The organism is Bradyrhizobium sp. SZCCHNRI20481, assembly GCF_032485055.1.
In the GTDB taxonomy this organism is placed as follows: Bacteria; Pseudomonadota; Alphaproteobacteria; order Rhizobiales; family Xanthobacteraceae; genus Bradyrhizobium.
The window spans coordinates 145387-164150 of sequence record NZ_JAUEUE010000020.1; the positions used below are offsets into that span (position 1 = coordinate 145387).

The 18764-nt window shown below is 66.6% G+C and carries 15 protein-coding genes and 1 pseudogene; 7 read left to right on the plus strand and 9 right to left on the minus strand.

Features of this window, described 5'->3' with window-relative positions; all coding sequences use genetic code 11:
* Positions 1-6: 6 nt before the first annotated feature.
* Complete coding sequence (locus QX132_RS28685) at positions 7-867, minus strand: DMT family transporter (RefSeq protein ID WP_315753878.1); 861 nt, start codon at positions 865-867, stop codon at positions 7-9.
* A 155-nt stretch (positions 868-1022) separates the two neighbouring features.
* Between QX132_RS28685 and QX132_RS28690 the strand changes: the two genes are divergently transcribed.
* A complete protein-coding gene (locus QX132_RS28690; protein WP_316163453.1) occupies positions 1023-2429 on the plus strand; it encodes a PLP-dependent aminotransferase family protein in 1407 nt (468 codons plus the stop codon).
* 3 nt (positions 2430-2432) lie between these two features.
* Here the strand turns inward: QX132_RS28690 and QX132_RS28695 are convergent, their stop codons facing one another.
* The 7 genes from QX132_RS28695 to QX132_RS28725 form a co-directional block, all read right to left on the minus strand.
* Positions 2433-2762 (minus strand): hypothetical protein, encoded by a 330-nt coding sequence (locus QX132_RS28695; RefSeq protein ID WP_315753882.1) that lies wholly within the window; start codon positions 2760-2762, stop codon positions 2433-2435.
* A 107-nt stretch (positions 2763-2869) separates the two neighbouring features.
* Entirely contained in the window at positions 2870-4522 is a 1653-nt protein-coding gene (locus QX132_RS28700; RefSeq protein WP_316163454.1) for a PAS-domain containing protein, read from the minus strand.
* A gap of 159 nt (positions 4523-4681) precedes the next feature.
* Positions 4682-5278: an AprI/Inh family metalloprotease inhibitor gene (locus tag QX132_RS28705; protein WP_316163463.1), complete on the minus strand. Its 597-nt coding sequence runs from the start codon at positions 5276-5278 to the stop codon at positions 4682-4684.
* A gap of 92 nt (positions 5279-5370) precedes the next feature.
* Positions 5371-6354, minus strand: a complete 984-nt coding sequence (locus QX132_RS28710) for a 2-hydroxyacid dehydrogenase (protein ID WP_316163455.1) — start codon at positions 6352-6354, stop codon at positions 5371-5373.
* A complete protein-coding gene (locus QX132_RS28715; RefSeq protein ID WP_316163464.1) occupies positions 6354-7082 on the minus strand; it encodes an ABC transporter permease in 729 nt (242 codons plus the stop codon). Before QX132_RS28715 ends, QX132_RS28710 begins: the two co-directional genes overlap by 1 nt.
* Before the next feature lie 83 nt (positions 7083-7165).
* Positions 7166-7966 carry an ABC transporter ATP-binding protein gene (locus QX132_RS28720; RefSeq protein WP_315753889.1) on the minus strand — a complete coding sequence of 267 codons (801 nt, stop codon included), beginning with the start codon at positions 7964-7966 and terminating at the stop codon, positions 7166-7168.
* 25 nt (positions 7967-7991) lie between these two features.
* Positions 7992-8981 (minus strand): ABC transporter substrate-binding protein, encoded by a 990-nt coding sequence (locus QX132_RS28725; protein ID WP_315783995.1) that lies wholly within the window; start codon positions 8979-8981, stop codon positions 7992-7994.
* A gap of 129 nt (positions 8982-9110) precedes the next feature.
* Here QX132_RS28725 and QX132_RS28730 point away from each other — a divergent pair, with 129 nt between their 5' ends.
* Both QX132_RS28730 and QX132_RS28735 read left to right on the plus strand, forming a co-directional pair.
* Positions 9111-9941, plus strand: coding sequence for a creatininase family protein (locus QX132_RS28730; protein ID WP_316163456.1), 831 nt, complete (start codon positions 9111-9113; stop codon positions 9939-9941).
* 229 nt (positions 9942-10170) lie between these two features.
* Complete coding sequence (locus QX132_RS28735; RefSeq protein ID WP_315812573.1) at positions 10171-10446, plus strand: hypothetical protein; 276 nt, start codon at positions 10171-10173, stop codon at positions 10444-10446.
* 178 nt (positions 10447-10624) lie between these two features.
* On the opposite strand, the gene QX132_RS28740 is transcribed toward QX132_RS28735, so the two are convergent.
* Positions 10625-12685, minus strand: coding sequence for a carbohydrate porin (locus QX132_RS28740; protein WP_316163457.1), 2061 nt, complete (start codon positions 12683-12685; stop codon positions 10625-10627).
* Positions 12686-13203: 518 nt separating this feature from the next.
* Here QX132_RS28740 and QX132_RS28745 point away from each other — a divergent pair.
* The 4 genes and pseudogenes from QX132_RS28745 to QX132_RS28760 all read left to right on the plus strand — a co-directional run.
* A pseudogene (locus tag QX132_RS28745) lies at positions 13204-13695 on the plus strand (creatininase family protein); the annotation flags it as partial.
* 138 nt (positions 13696-13833) lie between these two features.
* The gene (locus QX132_RS28750) at positions 13834-14118 is read left to right on the plus strand and encodes a hypothetical protein (RefSeq protein WP_315735045.1); all 285 of its coding nucleotides are present in this window, start codon (positions 13834-13836) and stop codon (positions 14116-14118) included.
* A gap of 264 nt (positions 14119-14382) precedes the next feature.
* Positions 14383-16368: a carbohydrate porin gene (locus QX132_RS28755; RefSeq protein ID WP_316163458.1), complete on the plus strand. Its 1986-nt coding sequence runs from the start codon at positions 14383-14385 to the stop codon at positions 16366-16368.
* A gap of 309 nt (positions 16369-16677) precedes the next feature.
* Positions 16678-17988: a hemolysin family protein gene (locus QX132_RS28760; RefSeq protein ID WP_316163459.1), complete on the plus strand. Its 1311-nt coding sequence runs from the start codon at positions 16678-16680 to the stop codon at positions 17986-17988.
* The last annotated feature ends 776 nt before the right edge of the window (positions 17989-18764 follow it).

The following is an 18764-nucleotide window of genomic DNA, read 5'->3' on the forward strand; positions in this document are numbered from 1 at the left end:
GACGGCTTACGCCCAGCGACGCGCCATCGCCACACAGACGACGACGATTCCGGCTGCGGCGATCATCGTGGCCGACACCGGCTCATGCAGCAGCAGGCTCGCGAAACCGAGGCCGAGGAAGGGCTGCAGCAATTGCAGTTGGCCCACCGTCGCAGTGCCGCCGCGCGCGAGCCCGCGGTACCAGAAGGCGAAGCCGATGAACATGCTGAAGACGGAGACATAGGCGAGGCCCAGCCACGCCGCGGCCGTGATGTCATGTGACGCGCCGGGTAGCGTCAGCACCGCCATCGACAGCATCAGCGGTGCGGACAACAGCAGCGCCCACGAGATCACCTGCCAGCCGCCGAGCCGGCGCGTGAGCATGGCGCCCTCGGCATAGCCCAGGCCGCAGACGATGATCGCGGCGATCATGGCGAGATCGCCGATCGGCGCCGCGACGCCGTCCTGCGACAGGGCGAAGCCCGAGACCGCCGCAGCGCCAAGGGCTGCGAACAGCCAGAACAACGGCCGCGGCCGCTCGCCGCCGCGCAGCACGCCGAACAAGGCGGTCGACAGCGGCAGCAGACCGACGAACACGATCGCATGGGCCGAGGTGATGTGCTGGAGCGCGAGCGCCGTGAGCAGCGGAAAGCCGATGACCACACCGAGCGATACGATCCCGAGCGACACCAGATCACGCCGGCCGGGCAGCGGCTGCCGCAACAGCAAAAGACAAAGCGCAGCCAGCACGGCCGCGAGCGTCGCGCGTGCGCCCGTCAGGAACAGCGGCGCAAAACCCTCCAGCGCCGCCCGTGTGGCCGGCAGCGAGCCGCTGAAGATCGTCATGCCGACGATGCCGCTCCCCCAACCTTCGATCGATCCCTTCATGCACGGCTCCTCCTCGCAGATCCCTTAGCCGGATCGGGCTTGTTGCGGCAGTCACAGACCGATACAATTTCGACATTCTGTACTGATGCCGAAGGCAATACACTTTGGAATCAAGGACGCTCGAGTCCCGCCGAGACGGCACGCGGACCACCGCCGTGGTCGATGCGATCCGGCAGCGTCTGGCGACGCGCGCGCTCGACGTCGGCCAGCGCCTGCCGTCGATCCGCGCCTTCGCCGCGGCGATGGGCGTCTCGCCGGCCACCGTCGTCGAGGCCTATGACCGGCTCGCCGCCGAGGGTGTGATCCGGGCCCGGCGCGGCTCCGGCTTCTATGTCGCCGACACCGCGCTGCCGCCGTTGGCCCTCGCCGATCGCGAGCCGCACCGTCCGCGGGCGGTCGATCCGTTCTGGGTGTCGCGGCAGTCGCTCGACGCCGGGCCGGGAACGCTGATGCCCGGCTGCGGCTGGCTGCCGGCCGAGTGGATGCCGCAGGACGCGCTGCGGCGCGCGGTCCGCACGCTGGCGCGCGGCGGCGGCCCAGTGCTGAGCGACTACGGCGCGGCGCGAGGATCGGCGGCGCTACGACGGCTGCTGCAGGGCCGCCTTGCCGGCCTCGGCATCGACGCGTTCAGCGAGCAGCTGGTGCTGACCTCGTCCGGCACGCAGGCGATCGACCTGATCTGCCGCATGCTGCTGCGTCCCGGCGACGCCGTGCTCGTCGACGATCCCTGCTACTTCAATTTCCTGGCGTTGCTGCGCGCGCATCAGGCGCGGATCGTCAGCGTGCCGATGACGCCGGGCGGACCCGACGTCGCGCGGTTCGAGGCGATGCTCGCAGCCGAGCACCCGCGGCTCTACATCACCAATTCGGGCCTGCACAATCCGACCGGCGCGACGCTGTCGCTGCAGACGGCGCACCGGCTGCTCAACGCCGCCGCCGCGCACGACACGATCATCATCGAGGACGACATCTACGGCGATTTCGAGCCGGAGCCGTCGCCGCGGCTCGCGGCGCTCGACGGGCTCACGCGGGTGATCCTGGTCGGCAGCTTCTCCAAGACGCTGTCGGCCTCGGTGCGCTGCGGCTACATCGCCGCGCGCGCCGACTGGATCGAGCCGCTGATCGACCTGCAGATCGCGACCGGCTTCGGCGGCCCCGGACAGTTCGCCGCGGAGACACTGACCCAGGTGCTGACCAGCGGCAGCTACCGCAAGCACATCGAGGAGCTGCGCGCTCGGCTTGCGCGGGCGCGGCCGCGCGTGGCAGCACGGCTGCAGCGCATCGGCATCGCGCCCTGGCTGATGCCACGCGGCGGCTTTCATCTGTGGTGCAGGTTGCCGGACGGCCGTACGGCGATCGAGGTGGCCCAGGCCGCGCTCGAGGAACATGTGGTGCTCGCGCCCGGCGACGTCTTCAGCGCGGCGCAATCCGCCGCGACGATGATGCGCTTCAACGTCGCGCATTGCGAGGATCCGCGCGTCATCAACGTGCTGGAGCGCGCGACCAAGCCACCGGCCGCGCGTTCATCGCGCCGCCAGGCGGTCAATTCAGCCGACCGGTGAGACCTAGTAGCAGTAGCGCGGATGTGCGCGGACCCATGAGCCGTCGCCGCGCTGCAAATAGCAGCCATTGCGATAGGAATAATAGCCGCCACGACGGCGCTCGCCATCGGCCGCGATTGCAGCTCCGGTGCCGGCCCCGATCACGGCGCCGATCGCAGCGCCCCGGCCGCCGCCGATTGCGCCGCCCAGGATCGCTCCGCCGGCGCCGCCGAGGATCGCTCCGCCGAGCACGTCCTGCGCGACAGCCTGATGCACCGGCGCGACGACGGCGAGCGTGAGCAGCGCCGCAGCGCCAAGGCGGGTAGCAAAGGGAATCCCCAGACGTCGGATCATGAACAGGCCTCCGTTCCGGGCACGCTAGTCCGCCCGGCGTGGCCGTTCTTGATGCAGATCAAGGCGACCTCAAGGCAGGGCAATCCCCGGCCTTGCCACGTGGCGCATCATGCCGCCACGCGCTGATCCTGCGTGCGGTCCTCGATGATGCTGAGCAGATATTTCGGCTCGCCCTCGCCGATCGAGACCGGCAGCCGGCGCACGACGATGTCGCGCGGACCATTTCCGGGTGTGAGGATGCTATGGGCTCGCGGCTCATCGTCGCCGCGCCCTGCGAGCTGTTCGCGGGCGGCTTCCTCGAGGATCGCGCCGGTCGGCGCGGAGAACAGTTCGCCCGGCGTGCAGCCGATGATGTCGGTGCGAGGCACGCCGAACAGACGCTCGGCGGCGCGATTGACGAACATGTAGCGCAGCGACTGCGCGTCCTTGGCCAGCACCGCCTGCGGGATGTTCTCCAGCAATGCGGCGAGGAAATATTCGGCGCGCGCGAGCTTGCGCTCGGCACGGCGCTGCGCGGTGAAATCCTCATGCGTCGCGATCCAGCCGCCGCCGTCCATCGGACGCTCCGAGATGCGGATGATGCGGCCGTCGGCGAGCTCGACCTCGACGATCTCCGCCCTTCGCTCCTTCATGCGCTCCCGTAGCGCGGCGAGGAACTCCGACGGCTTTTCACGCAGCAGGCCGAGCTTGGCGCGGTGCGCGAGGATCTCGCGCACATGCGCACCGGGCTTCGCAACCGAGGCAGGAACGCCGTACAGCTTGCGGTACTGCTCGTTGACCATCAGCACATAGCCGAAGCTGTCGAGCATGATCAGGCCCTGGGCCATGTTGGCGACCGCGGCATCCAGACGCTGCTGGTTGCTGAGCGCGCCCTGCTCCAGCCGCTCGTGCTCGCGCAGGATGTCGGCGTGCTGGCGCTCGATCTCGACCTCGTGCTGCTCGAGCTCCTGAATCCGGAAGGCGCCGTTCTGGAAAGTCTCCACCGCATGCGCGACCCGTCCGATCTCGTCATGGCGCCGCGCATGCGGAATCTTGAGCTTGATGCGGCCGGCGGCGATGCGGTCGGTGACGCGGGCGATGTCCAGCAGCGGCATCAGCACGCCCCAGCGCAGCGCCAGCGCCGCGGCCGCGATCAGCACGATGATCACCGCCCCGAGCGCGCCCAGATAGAACGCGGCCATGCCGCGCGCGTCGGCCGCCTCGCCGAGCTCGCGGGTGCGGTCGGCATAGAGCCGCGACAATTTCTCGAGGTCCTCGTTGAGCGCGGTGCGCACCGCGCGATTCTCGTCATTGTCGCCGAGCTCGCGCGCCGCCGACGATCCGACCGAGATCGTCTGCCGCGCCATCTCCGTGCGGAATGCGACGAACTGATCGATCCGCTTCCTGAACGGGGCGAACAGCGCGGCGTCGTCATCTGTGACCCGGCTTTCCCATTCGTCGACCACCTTGCTCAGCTGCGCAATCTTCGCAAGCTGCGAGTCGGCGTAGCGCCGCGCGACGGTGCGGTCCAACGACATGTAGATGCCGCGCGATTCCATCACGACCGCGTAGATCAGCGCGTTGGTGCGCTCGATGTTGCGGGCTGCAATGGAAAGCGCTTCGAGCCGGTCGTAGAACAGGCGCTGCTCGCGCAGCGCCGACAGCGCGCCCAGTGTCGACAGCATCACCAGGACGGCGAACGTGGCCGCAGCCGCAGAGATCTTGTCGTTGAGGCTGAACGACGGCAGCGACCTGTTGAACCGGCGCAACAACTCACGCATGACGGGCCCCCTCGATGGAATGCAACCATCAGACGCAAGATGCGTAAACAACAAGTTCCAATTGGTGGAACAGGCACGTAACCGACCGTTAACCAAATCCGATGCCGGAAGAGGCTTGCCCGCCGCGCGGCAAGGCCGCTCGACGGCGCGCGTCTCGTCCTACTGCCTGAGCATGATCAGCGGATTGGCGCTGTCCGGCACCAGCCGCCACTGCGCATTGTCGTCCGCCTCGAACCGCCAGGTCTCGCCGCGGTCCGACATCAGCATCATCTGGCCGTGCTCGAGCCGCCACTGGCTCGGTGCGAACGCTGCGATGGCGGCGTCGCATTTCGGCTTCACGAACACCTGGAAATTGTCGTGGCCGGCGTCGTTGTTGGTCAGCACCAGGCTGCAGATCGTGGCGCCGTTGCCGCGGACCATCGCCCAATCGCCGATCATCTGGTCCATCGATTTGGCCAGCGACCGCGCCGCCGCGAGGTTCTGCAGGATGTAGACGCCTTCGCCCTGGCGCAGGCCCTCGAAGATGCCGGCCTCGACCTCGGTGAAGTCGATCACCGCCTCGCCATTGGCGGCCTGGAAACTGACGATGTCGAGGCCCTTCACGTTCCAGCCGGCGATGTCCTTGGTGAAGGGCAGCGCGGCGGCGCAGCCCGGCTCCAGCTCGAGCTTCTGCCCGCGCGGCGCCGCGTCCGGCTTCAAGGTCACGACGCAGGTCTTGCTGCGCTCGGTGGTCGCAAGCTCCCACTGCCCGATCATCGCCTTCTTCAGGCCGGCGGCGTCCTGCGCAACGGCGGGGACGCCCGCCACTGATGACAGCAGCGCGATCAGCATTGGGAGCGAGCGTTTCATCAGCGGCCTTTCACCGGCGTTTCCGGAACGGGCGTCAGCGGCAGCTTGCCGGCAAACCAGACCTTGAGATTGTCGACCACCAGCTGATCCATCGCGTTGCGCGTTACGATGGCAGCCGAGCCGATGTGTGGCAGCAGCACGACATTGTCCATCGCCTTGAGCTCGTCGGGCACCGCCGGCTCCTTCTCGAACACGTCGAGGCCGGCCGCGAGAATCGCGCCGGACTTCAGCGCCTCGACCAAAGCCTGTTCGTCGATCACCGAGCCGCGGGCGACGTTGACGACGACGCCGCGCGGTCCGAGCGCCTTCAGCACCTCGGCATTGACGATCCTGTTGGTGCCGGCGCCGCCGGGCACGATCACGATGAGCGTGTCGACGTCCTTCGCCATCGCGAGCAGGTCGGGGTAGTGCTTGTTGGCGACACCGGCCGCCGGATTGCGCGAGTGATAGACGACGGGGACCAGCGAGGCTTCGAGCCGGCGCGCGATCGCCTGGCCGATGCGGCCCATGCCGACCATGCCGACGGTGCGGTCGCGCAGCGAGCCGACGCTGAGCGGATAGGGCTTCGACGTCCACTCGCCGGAGCGCACGAAGCGGTCGGCCTTGATGAACTCGCGGCAGGTGGCGATCAACAGGCCCATCGCGACGTCGGCGACCTCCTCGGTCAGGACATCGGGCGTGTTGGTGACGATGATGCCGTGCTGACCGGCATGGGCGGCCGCGATGTGGTCATAGCCGACGCCGAAGCTTGCGATCATCTCCAGCTTCGGCAGCATCGCCATCACGGCGGCATCGGTCTTCACGGTGTGGAAGGTCACGGCGACGCCGCGGATCCGCCCTTTCACGTCCGCTGGCAGCGCTTCGAGATCGGCCTGTGTCGTCGCATGGTGCACGGTGAAGCTGTCCGGGAAACCCTTTTCCAGGATCGGCCGCAGCGGCCCATAGATCAGAACATCGATCTTGTCAGACGAAGTAGCCGCCATCAGTTGTCCTTTCCAAGCGCGCTCTCGTGCCAGCGCCGCAAAACGAGGTGCGAAACTAGCGCCAGCAAGGCATAGATGACAATCCCGGCGACCGACAGCAGCACCAGCGCTGCGAACATGCGGGGTATGTTGAGACGATAGCCGGATTCGGCGATGCGATAGGCGAGACCCGAGCCCGCGCCGGCGCTGCCCGCGGCGATCTCGGCGACGACGGCGCCGATCAGCGACAGGCCGCCGGCGATGCGCAGACCGCCGAGAATATAGGGCAGAGCGGCGGGCAATTTCAGATAGCGCAAGGTCTGCCAGCGCGAGGCGCCGTAGAGCTGGAACAGGCCGGCGAGATTGCGATCGACCGAGTTGAGCCCGAGCGCGGTGTTGGACAGCACCGGGAAGAAGCCGACGATCCAGGCGCATACGACCACCGCGGTCTGCTGCGGCAGATAGATCAGGAGCAGCGGCGCGACCGCGATCACGGGCGTCACCTGCAGCACCACGGCATAGGGAAACAACGCCCATTCCAGCCATCTCGACTGGTTGAACAACAGCGCCAGCGCGATGCCGCCGAGCGCGGCAGCGATGAAGCCTTCGAGCGTGGTGACCAGTGTCGTCAGCAGCGACTGCGCCAGAATGTCCCAATCGGCAACCAAGGTCTTCAGGATGAGCAGTGGCCCCGGCAGCACATAGGGCTGGATGCCGTTGACGCGCACCACCAACTCCCACGCCGTCATCGCTGCGACGAAAACCAAGGCCGGAAAGGCGAGGCTCGCCAGCCGCTCGCCCGCAACGGATGGCGCTCGCTCGGGGGCGCCGCTCACAGCGCATGCACTCCGGTGTAGGCCGGCGCCAACGCGTCGGAGACGCGACGGCAGTATGCGGCGTAGTCCGGCGAGGCGCGGAACGCATCATCGCGCGCGTCGACGTCGATCCGGATCTCGGCGCTGAGCCGGCCGGGCCGCGCCGTCATCACCAGCACGCGCTGCGACAGGTAGACCGACTCGAACACCGAATGGGTGACGAACAGGACGGTCATGTTCAGGCTGCGCCACAGCGCCAGCAGGTCGTTGTTGAGGCGGAAGCGCGTGATCTCGTCGAGGGCCGCGAACGGCTCGTCCATCAGCAGGATGTCGGGCCGTGTCACCAGCGCTCGCGCCAGCGAGGCGCGCATCTTCATGCCGCCGGACAATTCGCGCGGGAATGCATCGGCAAAATCCGACAGGCCGACCTGCGCCAAGGCGGCATCGATCCGCGGCCGTGCCTCCGTGGCCGGGACATGCGCAAGCTTCAACGGCAAGCCGACATTGTCGCGCACGCTGGTCCAGGGCATCAAGGTCGGCTCCTGGAACACGAAGCCGATGCGATGGCCCGGATGCGTCTCGGACGCGGACGCCGCGACGTCGACCGTACCGCCGCTCGGGCTCGCAAGCCCGGCGATCAGCCGCAGCGCCGTCGACTTGCCGCAGCCGGAGGGGCCGAGCAGCGAGACGAACTCGCCTTTGGAAATCGTCAGATCGATCGGCCCCAGCGCGGCGACGCCGGACTCGTACACCTTGGTGACGCCGCGCAGGCGTACCGCGGTCGCAACGGCGCGCTCGGACGAAGGGGGTGAACTCATGTGCTGAAAGCGCCGCTCAAGCGTCCTACTTCTTCGGCCGGAGATCGATGCCAACGCCCTTGTTGACGAAACGCAGCGTATAGGACTTGCGATAGTCGATCGTCGACTTGACCACGCCGGCTCGCACCATCTTGTCGAAGAAGCTGGCGATGCGCTCCTCCGTCATGGCGCCGATGCCCTTGTCCACGCTGTCGCCGGAATCGACGATGCCATACTCCTTCATCTTGGCGACCGAATAGGCCAGCAGGTCGTCGGTCATCTCCGGGTTCATCTTCTTGATCAGCGCATTGCCGGCGGAATTGTCGCCGTAGATGTAATTGTACCAGCCGACGATCGAGGCATCGACGAAACGCTGCACCAGGTCCGGCTTGCTCTCGATCAGGTCGCGCCGCGTCTCGATCAGGGTCGAATAGGTGTTGAAGCCGTTGTCTGCGAGCAGGATCACGCCGGGCTTGAAGCCGGCGGCGCGCTCGACCGCGAACGGCTCTGATGTCACGTAGCCCTGCATCGCGCTCTGCGCGGTGGCGATGAACGGCTGCGGATTGAACGTGTAGGGACGCACGTTCTTCTCCGAGAAGCCGTATTCGGACTTCAGCCACTGATAGTAGCTGGAGATGCCTTCCTTGGAGACGAACAGGGTCAGCGGCTTCAGCTCTTCGAGCTTGGTGATCCTGGACTCCGGATGCGTCAGGAACACCTGCGGGTCCTTCTGGAACATCGCGGCGATCGACACCACCGGCACGTTGTTGGCCACCGCGTCGAACGACATCAGCGTGTTCGCGGCCATGAAGAACTCGATCTTGCCGGAGATCAGCAGCATGCGGTTGTTCTCGTTCGGACCGCCCGGCACGATCGTCACGTCCAGACCGTAGCGCTTGTAGGTGCCGTCGGCGACCGCCTGGAAGAAGCCGCCATGCTCGGCCTCGGCGACCCAGTTGGTGCCGAACGAGACCTTGTCCAGGGTCTGGGCCTGGGCCGCCGGGACCAGCGCACCCGCGACGAGCAAAGCCGCCATTAACGTTCGCGACAGAAGCCCCTGCGTCATGATTGGATTCCCCGGTTAGTCTCGCCCAAGATGCCGTTCGAAGTGCTATGGTCGGGCGATAAGTACCCTGCCCGAGGCACGAAAGAAACAGCCAGCACGATGACCACCCCGCCCCGCGACTGGACCGAGCTGCACTGGCCCTTGATCGGAACGTCCGAGGCGGCGCGCTGGATCGCAGTGCTGCCGCTCGCGGCCACCGAGCAGCACGGACCGCATCTGCCGCTCGGCACAGATGTTTACATTGCGGAAGCCTATCTCGCCCGCGTGCGCGCGCTGCTGCCGCCGGCACTGCCGGTCACCTTCCTGCCGGTGCAGCCGGTCGGCATTTCCACCGAGCATATCGATTATCCGGGCACGCTGACCTTGCCGACCGAGACCGCGCTGCGGAGCTGGCGAGCGCTCGGCGACAGCGTGGCCCGCGCGGGAATCAGGAAGCTCGTGATCGTCACCAGCCATGGCGGCAACAGCGCCGCGATGACCCTGGTCGCGCAGGACCTGCGCGCCGCCTTTCGGATGCTGGTGGTGACGACATCGTGGTCGCGCTTCGGCGCGCCCGACGGCCTGTTTTCTTCCGACGAGCTGCGGCACGGCATCCATGGCGGCGCCGTCGAGACCTCGATCATGCAGGCCTGTCATCCGGAGCTGGTGCGTGGCGACGCCATCGCTGCCTTCGCGTCATCTGGCGCTGAGATCGAGAAGAACAATCGCGTGCTGTCGACGCAGCGGCCAGCGCCGATGGCCTGGCAGACGCAGGATCTCAATGCGAGCGGCGCGGTCGGCGATGCCACGCAGGCCTCCGCCGACAAGGGCGAGCGCGTCCTCGACCACGGCGCCCGCGCGTTCTGCGCGCTGCTCGAGGATATCGATAACTTCGACGTGAACGGGCTCGGCGGCGGCCCGCTGGCGAGCCGTTGGATTGGGCCCAACTAGAGCATGATCCGGAAAAGTGGAAACCGGTTTTCCGGAAAGATCATGCTCAAACAAAGAGATGAGATCATGATGCGATTCCGTGGAATCGCATCATGATCTAACTGGATTTTCAAACGAATCTCTGAACCGCCCCGGCCTTGTTCGGGCGATTCGAACCGCTTTCGAGAAGCCTCCGTCCAATTTGACAGACGGCCAGCACCGGCCGCCCAACGGAAAACAGGAGCCTTCCATGTTCATCAAGACCAAGCTTGCCGCCCTGACCCTCGCCGCCCTGACCGTGACCGGCGGCGTCGCCGCGACCTCCACGCCTGCCGAGGCCCATGGCTTCCATCACGGCTGGGGCTGGGGCGTCGGAGCCGGCCTCGTCGGCGCCGCTGTCGTCGGCAGCGCCATCGCCGCCAGCAACGACGGCTATTACTACGGCGGTTATCGGTACTGCCACTGGGTGCCCCAGTACGACGCGTTCGGACGTTACGTCGGCCGGGTCAGAGCCTGCGGCTATTGATGGCGCGACGGTCACCTTGCCCAACCGAATCCACCAGGGCTCGCCACGTCGGCTCGTGAACGCGCTGCAGCACCGGTCCCGCGTCTGATACGGGTGTCCCCATCAGCTCAGACCCGTGTCCCAACCCGCCCGGCTATCCCCCCCCCGGGCGGATTGTCGGGGTGGCAGGTCGTTCGACTCAGAACTGCGCGTGCAGCCGCGACCCGATGATCGAGACCGGCCCGCGATCGCGGCTGTAGGCCGGGTTGACGATGAACTGATAGTCAAACGTCAACTGCCAATTGAACACCGGCAGCGAGTAATACGCTTCGAGGATCTTCTCGGCCCCGGGGTGCGGCAGCTGCCCATCACCAATCAGCGCCGTATAGCCGCCCGCGGCCAAATAGGCCTGATGCGCCGGCGAGATCTGATTGACCACCCCTGCGAGGCCGAACGTGTCGTCCGGCCGTCCCCAGAATCTGCCTGACACCGAGGTGCCGGCGGCAAAGGTCGTGTCAACGTCGGTGAACGCGTAGGCCTCCAGCTTCCCGGGCGTGTAGCCGGCGCGCGCGAACACGCCGAGCCCCGGCAGGATCTGCTGCTCCCAATTGGCGGAGATGCCGGGCTTGCTCTTGTAGGTCCGGACCGCCGCGAGATCCGGAGCGGCTCCAGTCTGCGCCGCCAGGGTCACCGCATCCTGGAAATTGCCGAGGCGGGCCCGCGTCAGATAGCCGGTGACCAGGATCTTGCCCGGCTGCCCCCAAAGCTCGTAGCGGCGTTCGAGTTCGCCGACCATCTGGAATTGGCCGAGCTTGGCATCGAGATCGGTGCTGTTTGGGACGGCCGGGCCATCGAAGATACCGGCGCGGACCGTCCACGGGCCGGTGTACCACTCGGCCGCTGCGCCATAGGTGAACGCCCAGGCATCCGCGGCATAGTCGAACGTGCCGGTATTGACCAAGGTCCAGTTCAGGAAGTCGGCACGCGGGTCGTGGGCGTATTTGTTCTGGTCGAAGATATCGACGACGCCGAACTTGCCGACGGTGAAGACGAGACGATCGGATGTCTGTGATCCCGCGAACTGGTTGATGCCGGCCTCGACCTTCTGGCTCTCGCCGCCGAGATCGATGGTCTGGCGCAGGAAGGCGCGCGGAATGCGGGCATAGGGATAGCTTGAGCCGACCTTGTAGGCCTCAGCACTCGGGAAGCCGGCGACGCCGAACGTGCCGCTCAGGCCAAAGCCCTGGTCGATTTCGGGGTTGATCCAGATCTCGGCGCCGTCCCAGGGGCGGAAACCGACGTACAGGTCGAGGTCAAAGGTTTCGCGGCCGATATTGGGATCCAGGCTGTTCCGGCCGGCATAGGGGGCACGGAACGGAAAGTCGTACTGCGTCGTGATCGTGGTCTGGCCATGCACGGCGAAATTGTCGAGCTCGGGTGGCACGATGCCCTTGCCGAGCAGGTCCTTCTTGGCCGGATCCGTGCCCAGCTGGTGGTTGAGCCCGAGTTGCAGCCTTTGGATCGACAAATCGGAGTCGTAGAGCTGGCCGGCCGCGGTGAAGCGTTTCCGATGATGCCCGAACTCGGAGTCCAGGAATTCGAGCTTGGCGCTCCAGGCCGGCGCGATCGGCACTTCCACCCCGAGACCGGCGACCCAGCCGAGCCGCCAGGTCAGCGCCATATCGACGTCGCCCACCGCCGCATTGCCGGCCGTGCCCGCGAGCTGAGTCCGCTCCAGACGGTCGTAGCTCCAGGCGAGGCCGCCGGTCGCGTAGACCAGCCATGGATTGAAGTCGTAACCGATACGCCCGCGCAGCGTACCCGTCCCCAGCACCGTATCGCGATAGGCCGCCTGGCCAGTTGCCGGGGAGGTCGGGGCCCGCACGCCGGCGAGCGTGTTCGGAGCCGAGAAGTCCCCCTCCACGCCGAGCAGGAGGCGCGGCGACAGCATCCGGTTGTAGCCGGCCTGCAGGCCGAACAGATAGCTGCCGGTCCCCTTGAAGGCATCATAGGAGTTAAACAGGCCGGTCGATCCCGAGAGCATCGGGACGCCGGCGCCGGCCTCGAGGGCGGTCCAGCCGGACTTGCCTGCGGCGTAGCCGAGGTGCCCGCCGATATAGAATCCGTTCCAGTCAGGGGCCGCCGAATTGTCATACGACTGCGGCCGCGAATTTACCGACCCGAGATCGGCCGCTGTCGCGGTTTTGGACAAAGTGAGCAGGAGACCGAGCGTCGCCCGAGCCAGGAGCCGGTGGTCCATCTTGTTCAATTCACGTGAGAATTACGATCAGTGCCGTTCTGACATCATCTCGTAACGGATTTGCAACACGCGGGTCTCCCACCATGCGGCAGTTCCGTCTTCGAATCGCTCGTCAGCTCGATTGCCTTGCGACGTCATGTCACAAGCGAGCTCGATCGCGAAGGGCCGACACCCGTTCCCACAGCCGATAGGGCCATCGAAAATCACCGCTTCCGCGCGCGAGCCGTGACGTGTGACTTCAAAGTCATTGTAAGTAACTTGCAATATTCGCTAGGGTCCGCATCACCAGCGCCTCTGTTCACTCCTGCTCTTGCGGTCCATACGCTTGCCGACGGTTACGCCAATACGATCCGGACGATCGCGCGTCCGAAGCTGGACCGGGCTTGCCGCCGTCGTCGTCCTCGGCTCGGGAGCTGCGGCCCAGGCCGCGGATTTGGCGCTGAAAGCGCCGGTCGCACAGACGGAGTTCGATTGGACGGGTGTCTATGTCGGCGGCCACGCCGGCTATACGCGCGATCGGAATCACGAAGCTCGTGATTGTCACCAGCCATGGCGGCAACAGCGCCGCGATGACCCTGGTCGCGCAGGATCTGCGCGCAGATCACCGCATGCTGGTGGTGACGACGTCATGGTCGCGCTTCGGCGCGCCCGATGGCCTGTTCTCCGCCGACGAGCTGCGTCACGGCATCCATGGCGGTGCCGTCGAGACCTCGATCATGCTGGCCCGCCATCCCACGCTGGTGCGCAGCGATGCCATCGCCGCTTTCCCCTCGCGCGGCGCTGAGATGGAAACGACCTACGAGGTGCTCTCGACGCAGCGGCCGGCGCCGATGGCCTGGCAGACGCAGGACCTGAATGCGGGCGGCGCGGTCGGCGATGCCACGCAGGCCTCGGCGGAGAAGGGCGAGCGCGTGCTGGACCACGGCGCGCGGGCGTTCTGCGCGCTGCTGGAGGACGTCGATAACTTCGACGTGACCACGCTCGGCCACGGCCCGCTGCCGGGCTCCTGAGCCAAAGATAACATTCTGGATCTTCTGATGAATCTCCGGATGGCGTCGATCGCCATCAGGCGATTCGAACCGGTTTCGAAAAGGCTCCGTCCAATTTGGCAAGCGGCCGACGCCGGCCGCCGCAACATCAAACAGGAGCTGTCGATCAAAACCAAGATTGCCACCCTCGCGCTGACCGCGCTCGCCGTGACCGGCAGCATCGCCGCAACGTCGACGCCTGCGGCGGCCAACGGCTTCCATCATCATCACCATTGGGGCTGGGGCGTCGGTGCCGGCCTCGTCGGAGCCGCCGTCGTCGGCAGCGCCATCGCCGCCAGCAACGACAGCTACTCCTATGGCGGTGGCTATCGGTACTGCCGCTGGGTGCCGCAGTACAACGTCTACGGCCAGTATGTCGGCCGCGTCAGGGCCTGCGGCTATTGATGCCGGGCGTTCGTCGCGTCCCGCCCGGCCGCCCGGGCGGGCTGATTGTTGCGTGGGCGCCACACCCTCAATCGGAAACCGGATGAGACCGCCTCACGCTTGCTGTTGCGAATTAATCGCAATATAAATCATCCACAAATTACCGCGTGCCGTCCACACTTCCGATCGAACATCGACGACTCCGTAATCTTCTCGTGACTGTGCGCGGGCAATCAGTTGTGACGTTTGCCTGTGTCGTTTGCCTCGCCTTGGGAATCCGCCGCCATGATCCGTTCGAACTGCACCCGGGAGATGATCGCGGCCGGCGCCATGATCGCCGCGCTCGCTGCCCCCGCCGCTGCCGCCGACCTGCCGGTCAAGGCCCGGATGGCGCAGACGGTGTTCGACTGGACCGGCCTCTATGTCGGCGTCCATGCCGGCTATACCCGCGACCGCGCCCAGGCGACGCTGACCGACCCGAGCGGGACGGTCAGCGCCGGTAGCCCGTTCAGCGGTCTCACTGGCGGCGTGCAGGCCGGCTATAACTGGGTCACCCGCTCCGGGCTGTTGCTCGGGCTCGAGGGCGATTTCAGCTTTCCGAACTATCTCACCTCCAACCACACCGTCGCGATGCTCGGCACGCCCGGCTCGAACGTCTCGGAGCTGTGGGACTATGTCGCCACCGCCCGCGGCCGCGTCGGCTACCTCAAGGGCGACTGGCTGGTCTACGCCACCGGCGGCCTCGCCTGGACCGGCGGCCGCTTCATCAACACCAATGCGGCCGGCGACACCGAGAAACTGCTGACGACGCGGCTCGGCTGGGCCGCCGGCGCCGGCATCGAACGCAGCTTTGCGCCGCATTGGAGCTGGCGCCTCGAATATCTCTACAGCCATTTCGAGAACGGTGGCGTCCGCTTCTCCAACGGCGCCAGCTACAATTCGCAACTCGACTTCCAGACCCTGCGGGTCGGGCTCAACCGCAAGCTCGATTTCGTGGGCGGGCCCGACCTGAAGCTCAAGAGCGATCCGTCCGATCCCGAATCCGACCGCTGGGAGATCCACGGCCAGGCGACCGTGATCGGCCAGGGCTATCCGGCGTTCCGCGCCGCCTACACCGGCGCCAACAGCCTGACACCCGCGCGCCAATTCCAGGAGACCTGGAGCAACAGCCTGTACATCAACGCTCGGCTGTGGGACGGCGGCGAGGTCTACTACAATCCCGAGCTGCTGCAGGGCTTCGGCCTCAGCAACACCGTCGGAGCAGGCGGCTTCCCCAATGGCGAAGCGCAGAAGTCCGACTTCCCCTATCCGCACTACAACACCTCGCGGCTGTTCCTGCGCCAGACCTTCGGCTTCGGCGGCGAGCAGGAGCAGCTCGGCAGCGGCCAGCTGCAGCTGTCCGGCAAGCAGGACATCTCGCGTCTCACGCTTCAGATCGGAAAATTCCCCGTGCTCGACGTGTTCGACGGCAATGCCTACGCCAAGGACGCACGCAAGGACTTCATGAACTGGTCGGTCTGGGCGCCCGGCGCCTTCGACTATGCCGCCGACAAGCTCGGACTGACCTATGGCGCCACCGCCGAGTTGAACCAGAAGAACTGGGCGCTGCGCGCCGGCTATTTCCTGGTCGATGCCGAGTCAAACTCGAACAATTTCGACACGAAGGTTTTCAGACGCGGCAGCTACGTCGTCGAGCTGGAGACGCGCTATCAGCTGTTCTCGCAACCCGGGCATCTGCGCACCATCGGCTGGTTCAACAACACCTTCTCCGGCAGCTATCGCGAGACGCTGGACAATCCCGCGCTCAATCTCGACATCGGCCAGACCCGCCGCGGCCGCGGCAAATACGGCTACGTCATCAGCTTCGACCAGGCGCTGTCGGACGATGTCGGCCTGTTCGGCCGCTGGAGCTGGAACGATGGCAAAACCGAGATCATGGCGTTCACCGACATCGACAGCAGCCTGTCGTTCGGCACCTCGATCAAGGGCGCGCGCTGGGGCCGTCCCGACGACACCATCGGCCTCGCCGGCGTGACCAACGGGCTGTCGCGCGACCACCGCGCCTTCCTCGCCGCCGGTGGCCTTGGCCCCTTGATCGGCGACGGCGCGCTGAACTACCGGCGCGAGAACATCATCGAGGCCTACTACGCCTACTCGATCAACAAATACCTGACCGTCACGGCGGACTATCAGTTCATCAGCAATCCCGCCTACAACGCCGACCGCGGTCCGGTGTCGATCTTCTCGGGGCGGCTGCACGGGGATTTCTGAGGGGCGGCTGTTTTTATTTGCGCAGGCCATAGCTCCTCACTCGGTGTCGTCCGCGCAAACGCGGGGACCCATACCGCGGAAGCTATCGAGGGACGTCACTGCCGATTGCCCGCCACATGACGGCCGGTGGCGATGGGTCCCGGCTCAAGGCCGGGACGACAGCGGAGGTCCAGGCGCGGCAAGCCCCAATCTGACCGCCCACCCGTCTCCAGCCATGCCCCCACCGCAACGCGGCATTGGGCGCTTGCCATCCCCATATGCTAGGACCTGTCCCCATCCCGCCCCCTCCGGGCGCCAGACCAGGTCGAAATGCTCTCCGTCGAACTCGCCATCATCGTCGTCCTCATCGTCGTCAACGGGCTGTTGTCGATGTCCGAACTCGCGATCGTCTCGTCGCGGCCGGCACGCCTCACCATGCTGGCCGAAAAGGGCATCGCCGGCGCCCGTCGGGCGCTGGCGCTGGCGTCCGATCCGGGGAGGTTCCTGTCGACGGTGCAGATCGGCATCACCCTGGTCGGCGTGCTCTCTGGCGCGTTCTCGGGCGCCACGCTCGGCCAGCGCCTGACGCAGTGGCTGCTGGAGCTCGGCCTGTCCGCCTCCGTCGCCGACATCATCGGCGTCGGCCTGGTCGTCACCACCATCACCTATGCGACCCTGATCGTCGGCGAGCTGGTGCCGAAGCAGCTGGCGCTGCGCGACCCCGAGGCCGTGGCGGTCCGCGTCGCGCCGGCCATGCAGGTGCTCGCCAAGGTGTCGCTGCCGCTCGTGGTGCTGCTCGATCTCTCCGGCAAGTTGATCCTGACGCTGCTCGGCCGCTCCGGCGAGGCCGAGGAGAAGGTGTCGGAGGCGGAGATCCACCATCTGGTGCGCGAGGCCGAGACCGCAGGCGTGCTTGAGCCCGGCGAGAAGGAGATGATCGCCGGCGTGATGCGGCTCGGCGACCGCCCGGTCGGCGCCATCATGACGCCGCGCCCCGAGGTCGACGTCGTCGACCTCAACGACGATCCCAAGACCATTCGCGAGCTGCTCGCCAAGAGCCCGCATTCGCGCCTGCCGGTGTCGGACGGCGAGCGCGACCGTCCGATCGGCGTGCTCCAGGCCAAGGACCTGCTGGCGGCCTATCTGCGCGACGAGACGCCGGACCTGCGCAGCCTGGTGCGCGAGGTGCCGATCATTCCCTCCACCGTCGATGCGCGCGACGTGATCGCGATTCTCAAGGTGGCGCCCGTGCATATGGGGCTCGTCCACGACGAATACGGCGCGTTCGAAGGCGTCGTGACCGCGGCGGATATTCTGGAGTCGATCGTCGGCGCGTTCTCCTCGGAGGAAGGTCCGCCGGAGCCGGCCTGCCTCCGCCGCGACGACGGATCGCTGCTCGTCTCCGGCTGGATGCAACTCGACGAGTTCGCCGACGTCCTCGCCATCGAGGTGCCGCCACATCGCGGCTACCACACCGTCGCCGGCCTGGTGCTGCAGCATTTCGGCAGCGTGCCCGCGGTCGGCCAGAGCTTCGAGCTGCAAGGGTGGCGCTTCGAGATCATCGACCTCGACGGCCGCCGCATCGACAAGATCCTGGCGACCAGGCTCGCCCCGGAGGGCGGCGAGCCGAACGTGGGGTAGCGCTCGCTCAATTGCGCCAGGGCGTTTCATGATGCGTATCTCGGCCCGCATCATCGAGAGACCCGCGCAGGCGCGGCACCGGCGGTGCGCCCCCTCTCCCGCTTGCGGGGGAGGGCTGGGGTGGGGGTGCCACAGCGGCAGTCTTTCCGGAGCATTCCCCCACCCGCATCGCATCTGACGATGCGATGCGACCTCCCCCGCACGCGGGGGAGGCGCTGACCGATCGCGCCGCGCCTGCGTGCCACAAACAACTTTTGCAATCCCCGATTCGCCCGTCGGGCGGAGTGCCGATCTCCAACACGCCGGCGGACGGCCGATGCGCGACGCATGTCGCCTGCGCCAAAACACTCATTTCCCCCGCGCCCTCAATATGAAGACCCATTTCAAGAGCCTTCGCGAAAAATAAATCGTTTCCGAAAATCATAATTCCTGTCCTATGCTCCTCCCATTCCGGTCCTGATGAGGGGCGTACGCGCGTCGTCACGAACGTTGGACCGGCAATGCGATGGACGTGACGGCGGCGCTGGACGAGCGCTGTCGTCGCGGACGGCGAAATCGTGTGGTCCTGACCTCCCGACGCTGAGGTCCGCGGCAGCGCGCGTGATGCGCGCGTTGTCGCCACGGTGGCCAGAAAGCCGGTGCACCGAGGAGAGCAAGTATAAGCCGTTAAAACCGATCGCGCAGGGAGGGCCGGGTCGTTCCGGCTGAACCTTGTATGGGGAGTAAGTTGTCAAGAGGGGCGTCGTTTGTTGGGGGCGGTCTTTGGCGCCAAGGAG

What these genes read in the sequence shown, in the direction of transcription:
- QX132_RS28715 (WP_316163464.1), bottom strand. Translation starts at nt 7,082, where the DNA reads ATGACGGCGTGGGAGTTGGTGGTGCGCGTCAACGGCATCCAGCCCTAT.
- QX132_RS28710 (WP_316163455.1), bottom strand. Translation starts at nt 6,354, where the DNA reads ATGGCGGCTACTTCGTCTGACAAGATCGATGTTCTGATCTATGGGCCG.
- QX132_RS28730 (WP_316163456.1), top strand. Translation starts at nt 9,111, where the DNA reads ATGACCACCCCGCCCCGCGACTGGACCGAGCTGCACTGGCCCTTGATC.
- QX132_RS28760 (WP_316163459.1), top strand. Translation starts at nt 16,678, where the DNA reads ATGCTCTCCGTCGAACTCGCCATCATCGTCGTCCTCATCGTCGTCAAC.
- QX132_RS28725 (WP_315783995.1), bottom strand. Translation starts at nt 8,981, where the DNA reads ATGGCGGCTTTGCTCGTCGCGGGTGCGCTGGTCCCGGCGGCCCAGGCC.
- QX132_RS28685 (WP_315753878.1), bottom strand. Translation starts at nt 867, where the DNA reads ATGAAGGGATCGATCGAAGGTTGGGGGAGCGGCATCGTCGGCATGACG.
- QX132_RS28735 (WP_315812573.1), top strand. Translation starts at nt 10,171, where the DNA reads ATGTTCATCAAGACCAAGCTTGCCGCCCTGACCCTCGCCGCCCTGACC.
- QX132_RS28720 (WP_315753889.1), bottom strand. Translation starts at nt 7,966, where the DNA reads ATGAGTTCACCCCCTTCGTCCGAGCGCGCCGTTGCGACCGCGGTACGC.
- QX132_RS28700 (WP_316163454.1), bottom strand. Translation starts at nt 4,522, where the DNA reads ATGCGTGAGTTGTTGCGCCGGTTCAACAGGTCGCTGCCGTCGTTCAGC.
- QX132_RS28705 (WP_316163463.1), bottom strand. Translation starts at nt 5,278, where the DNA reads ATGATCGGGCAGTGGGAGCTTGCGACCACCGAGCGCAGCAAGACCTGC.
- QX132_RS28740 (WP_316163457.1), bottom strand. Translation starts at nt 12,685, where the DNA reads ATGGACCACCGGCTCCTGGCTCGGGCGACGCTCGGTCTCCTGCTCACT.
- QX132_RS28695 (WP_315753882.1), bottom strand. Translation starts at nt 2,762, where the DNA reads ATGATCCGACGTCTGGGGATTCCCTTTGCTACCCGCCTTGGCGCTGCG.
- QX132_RS28755 (WP_316163458.1), top strand. Translation starts at nt 14,383, where the DNA reads ATGATCCGTTCGAACTGCACCCGGGAGATGATCGCGGCCGGCGCCATG.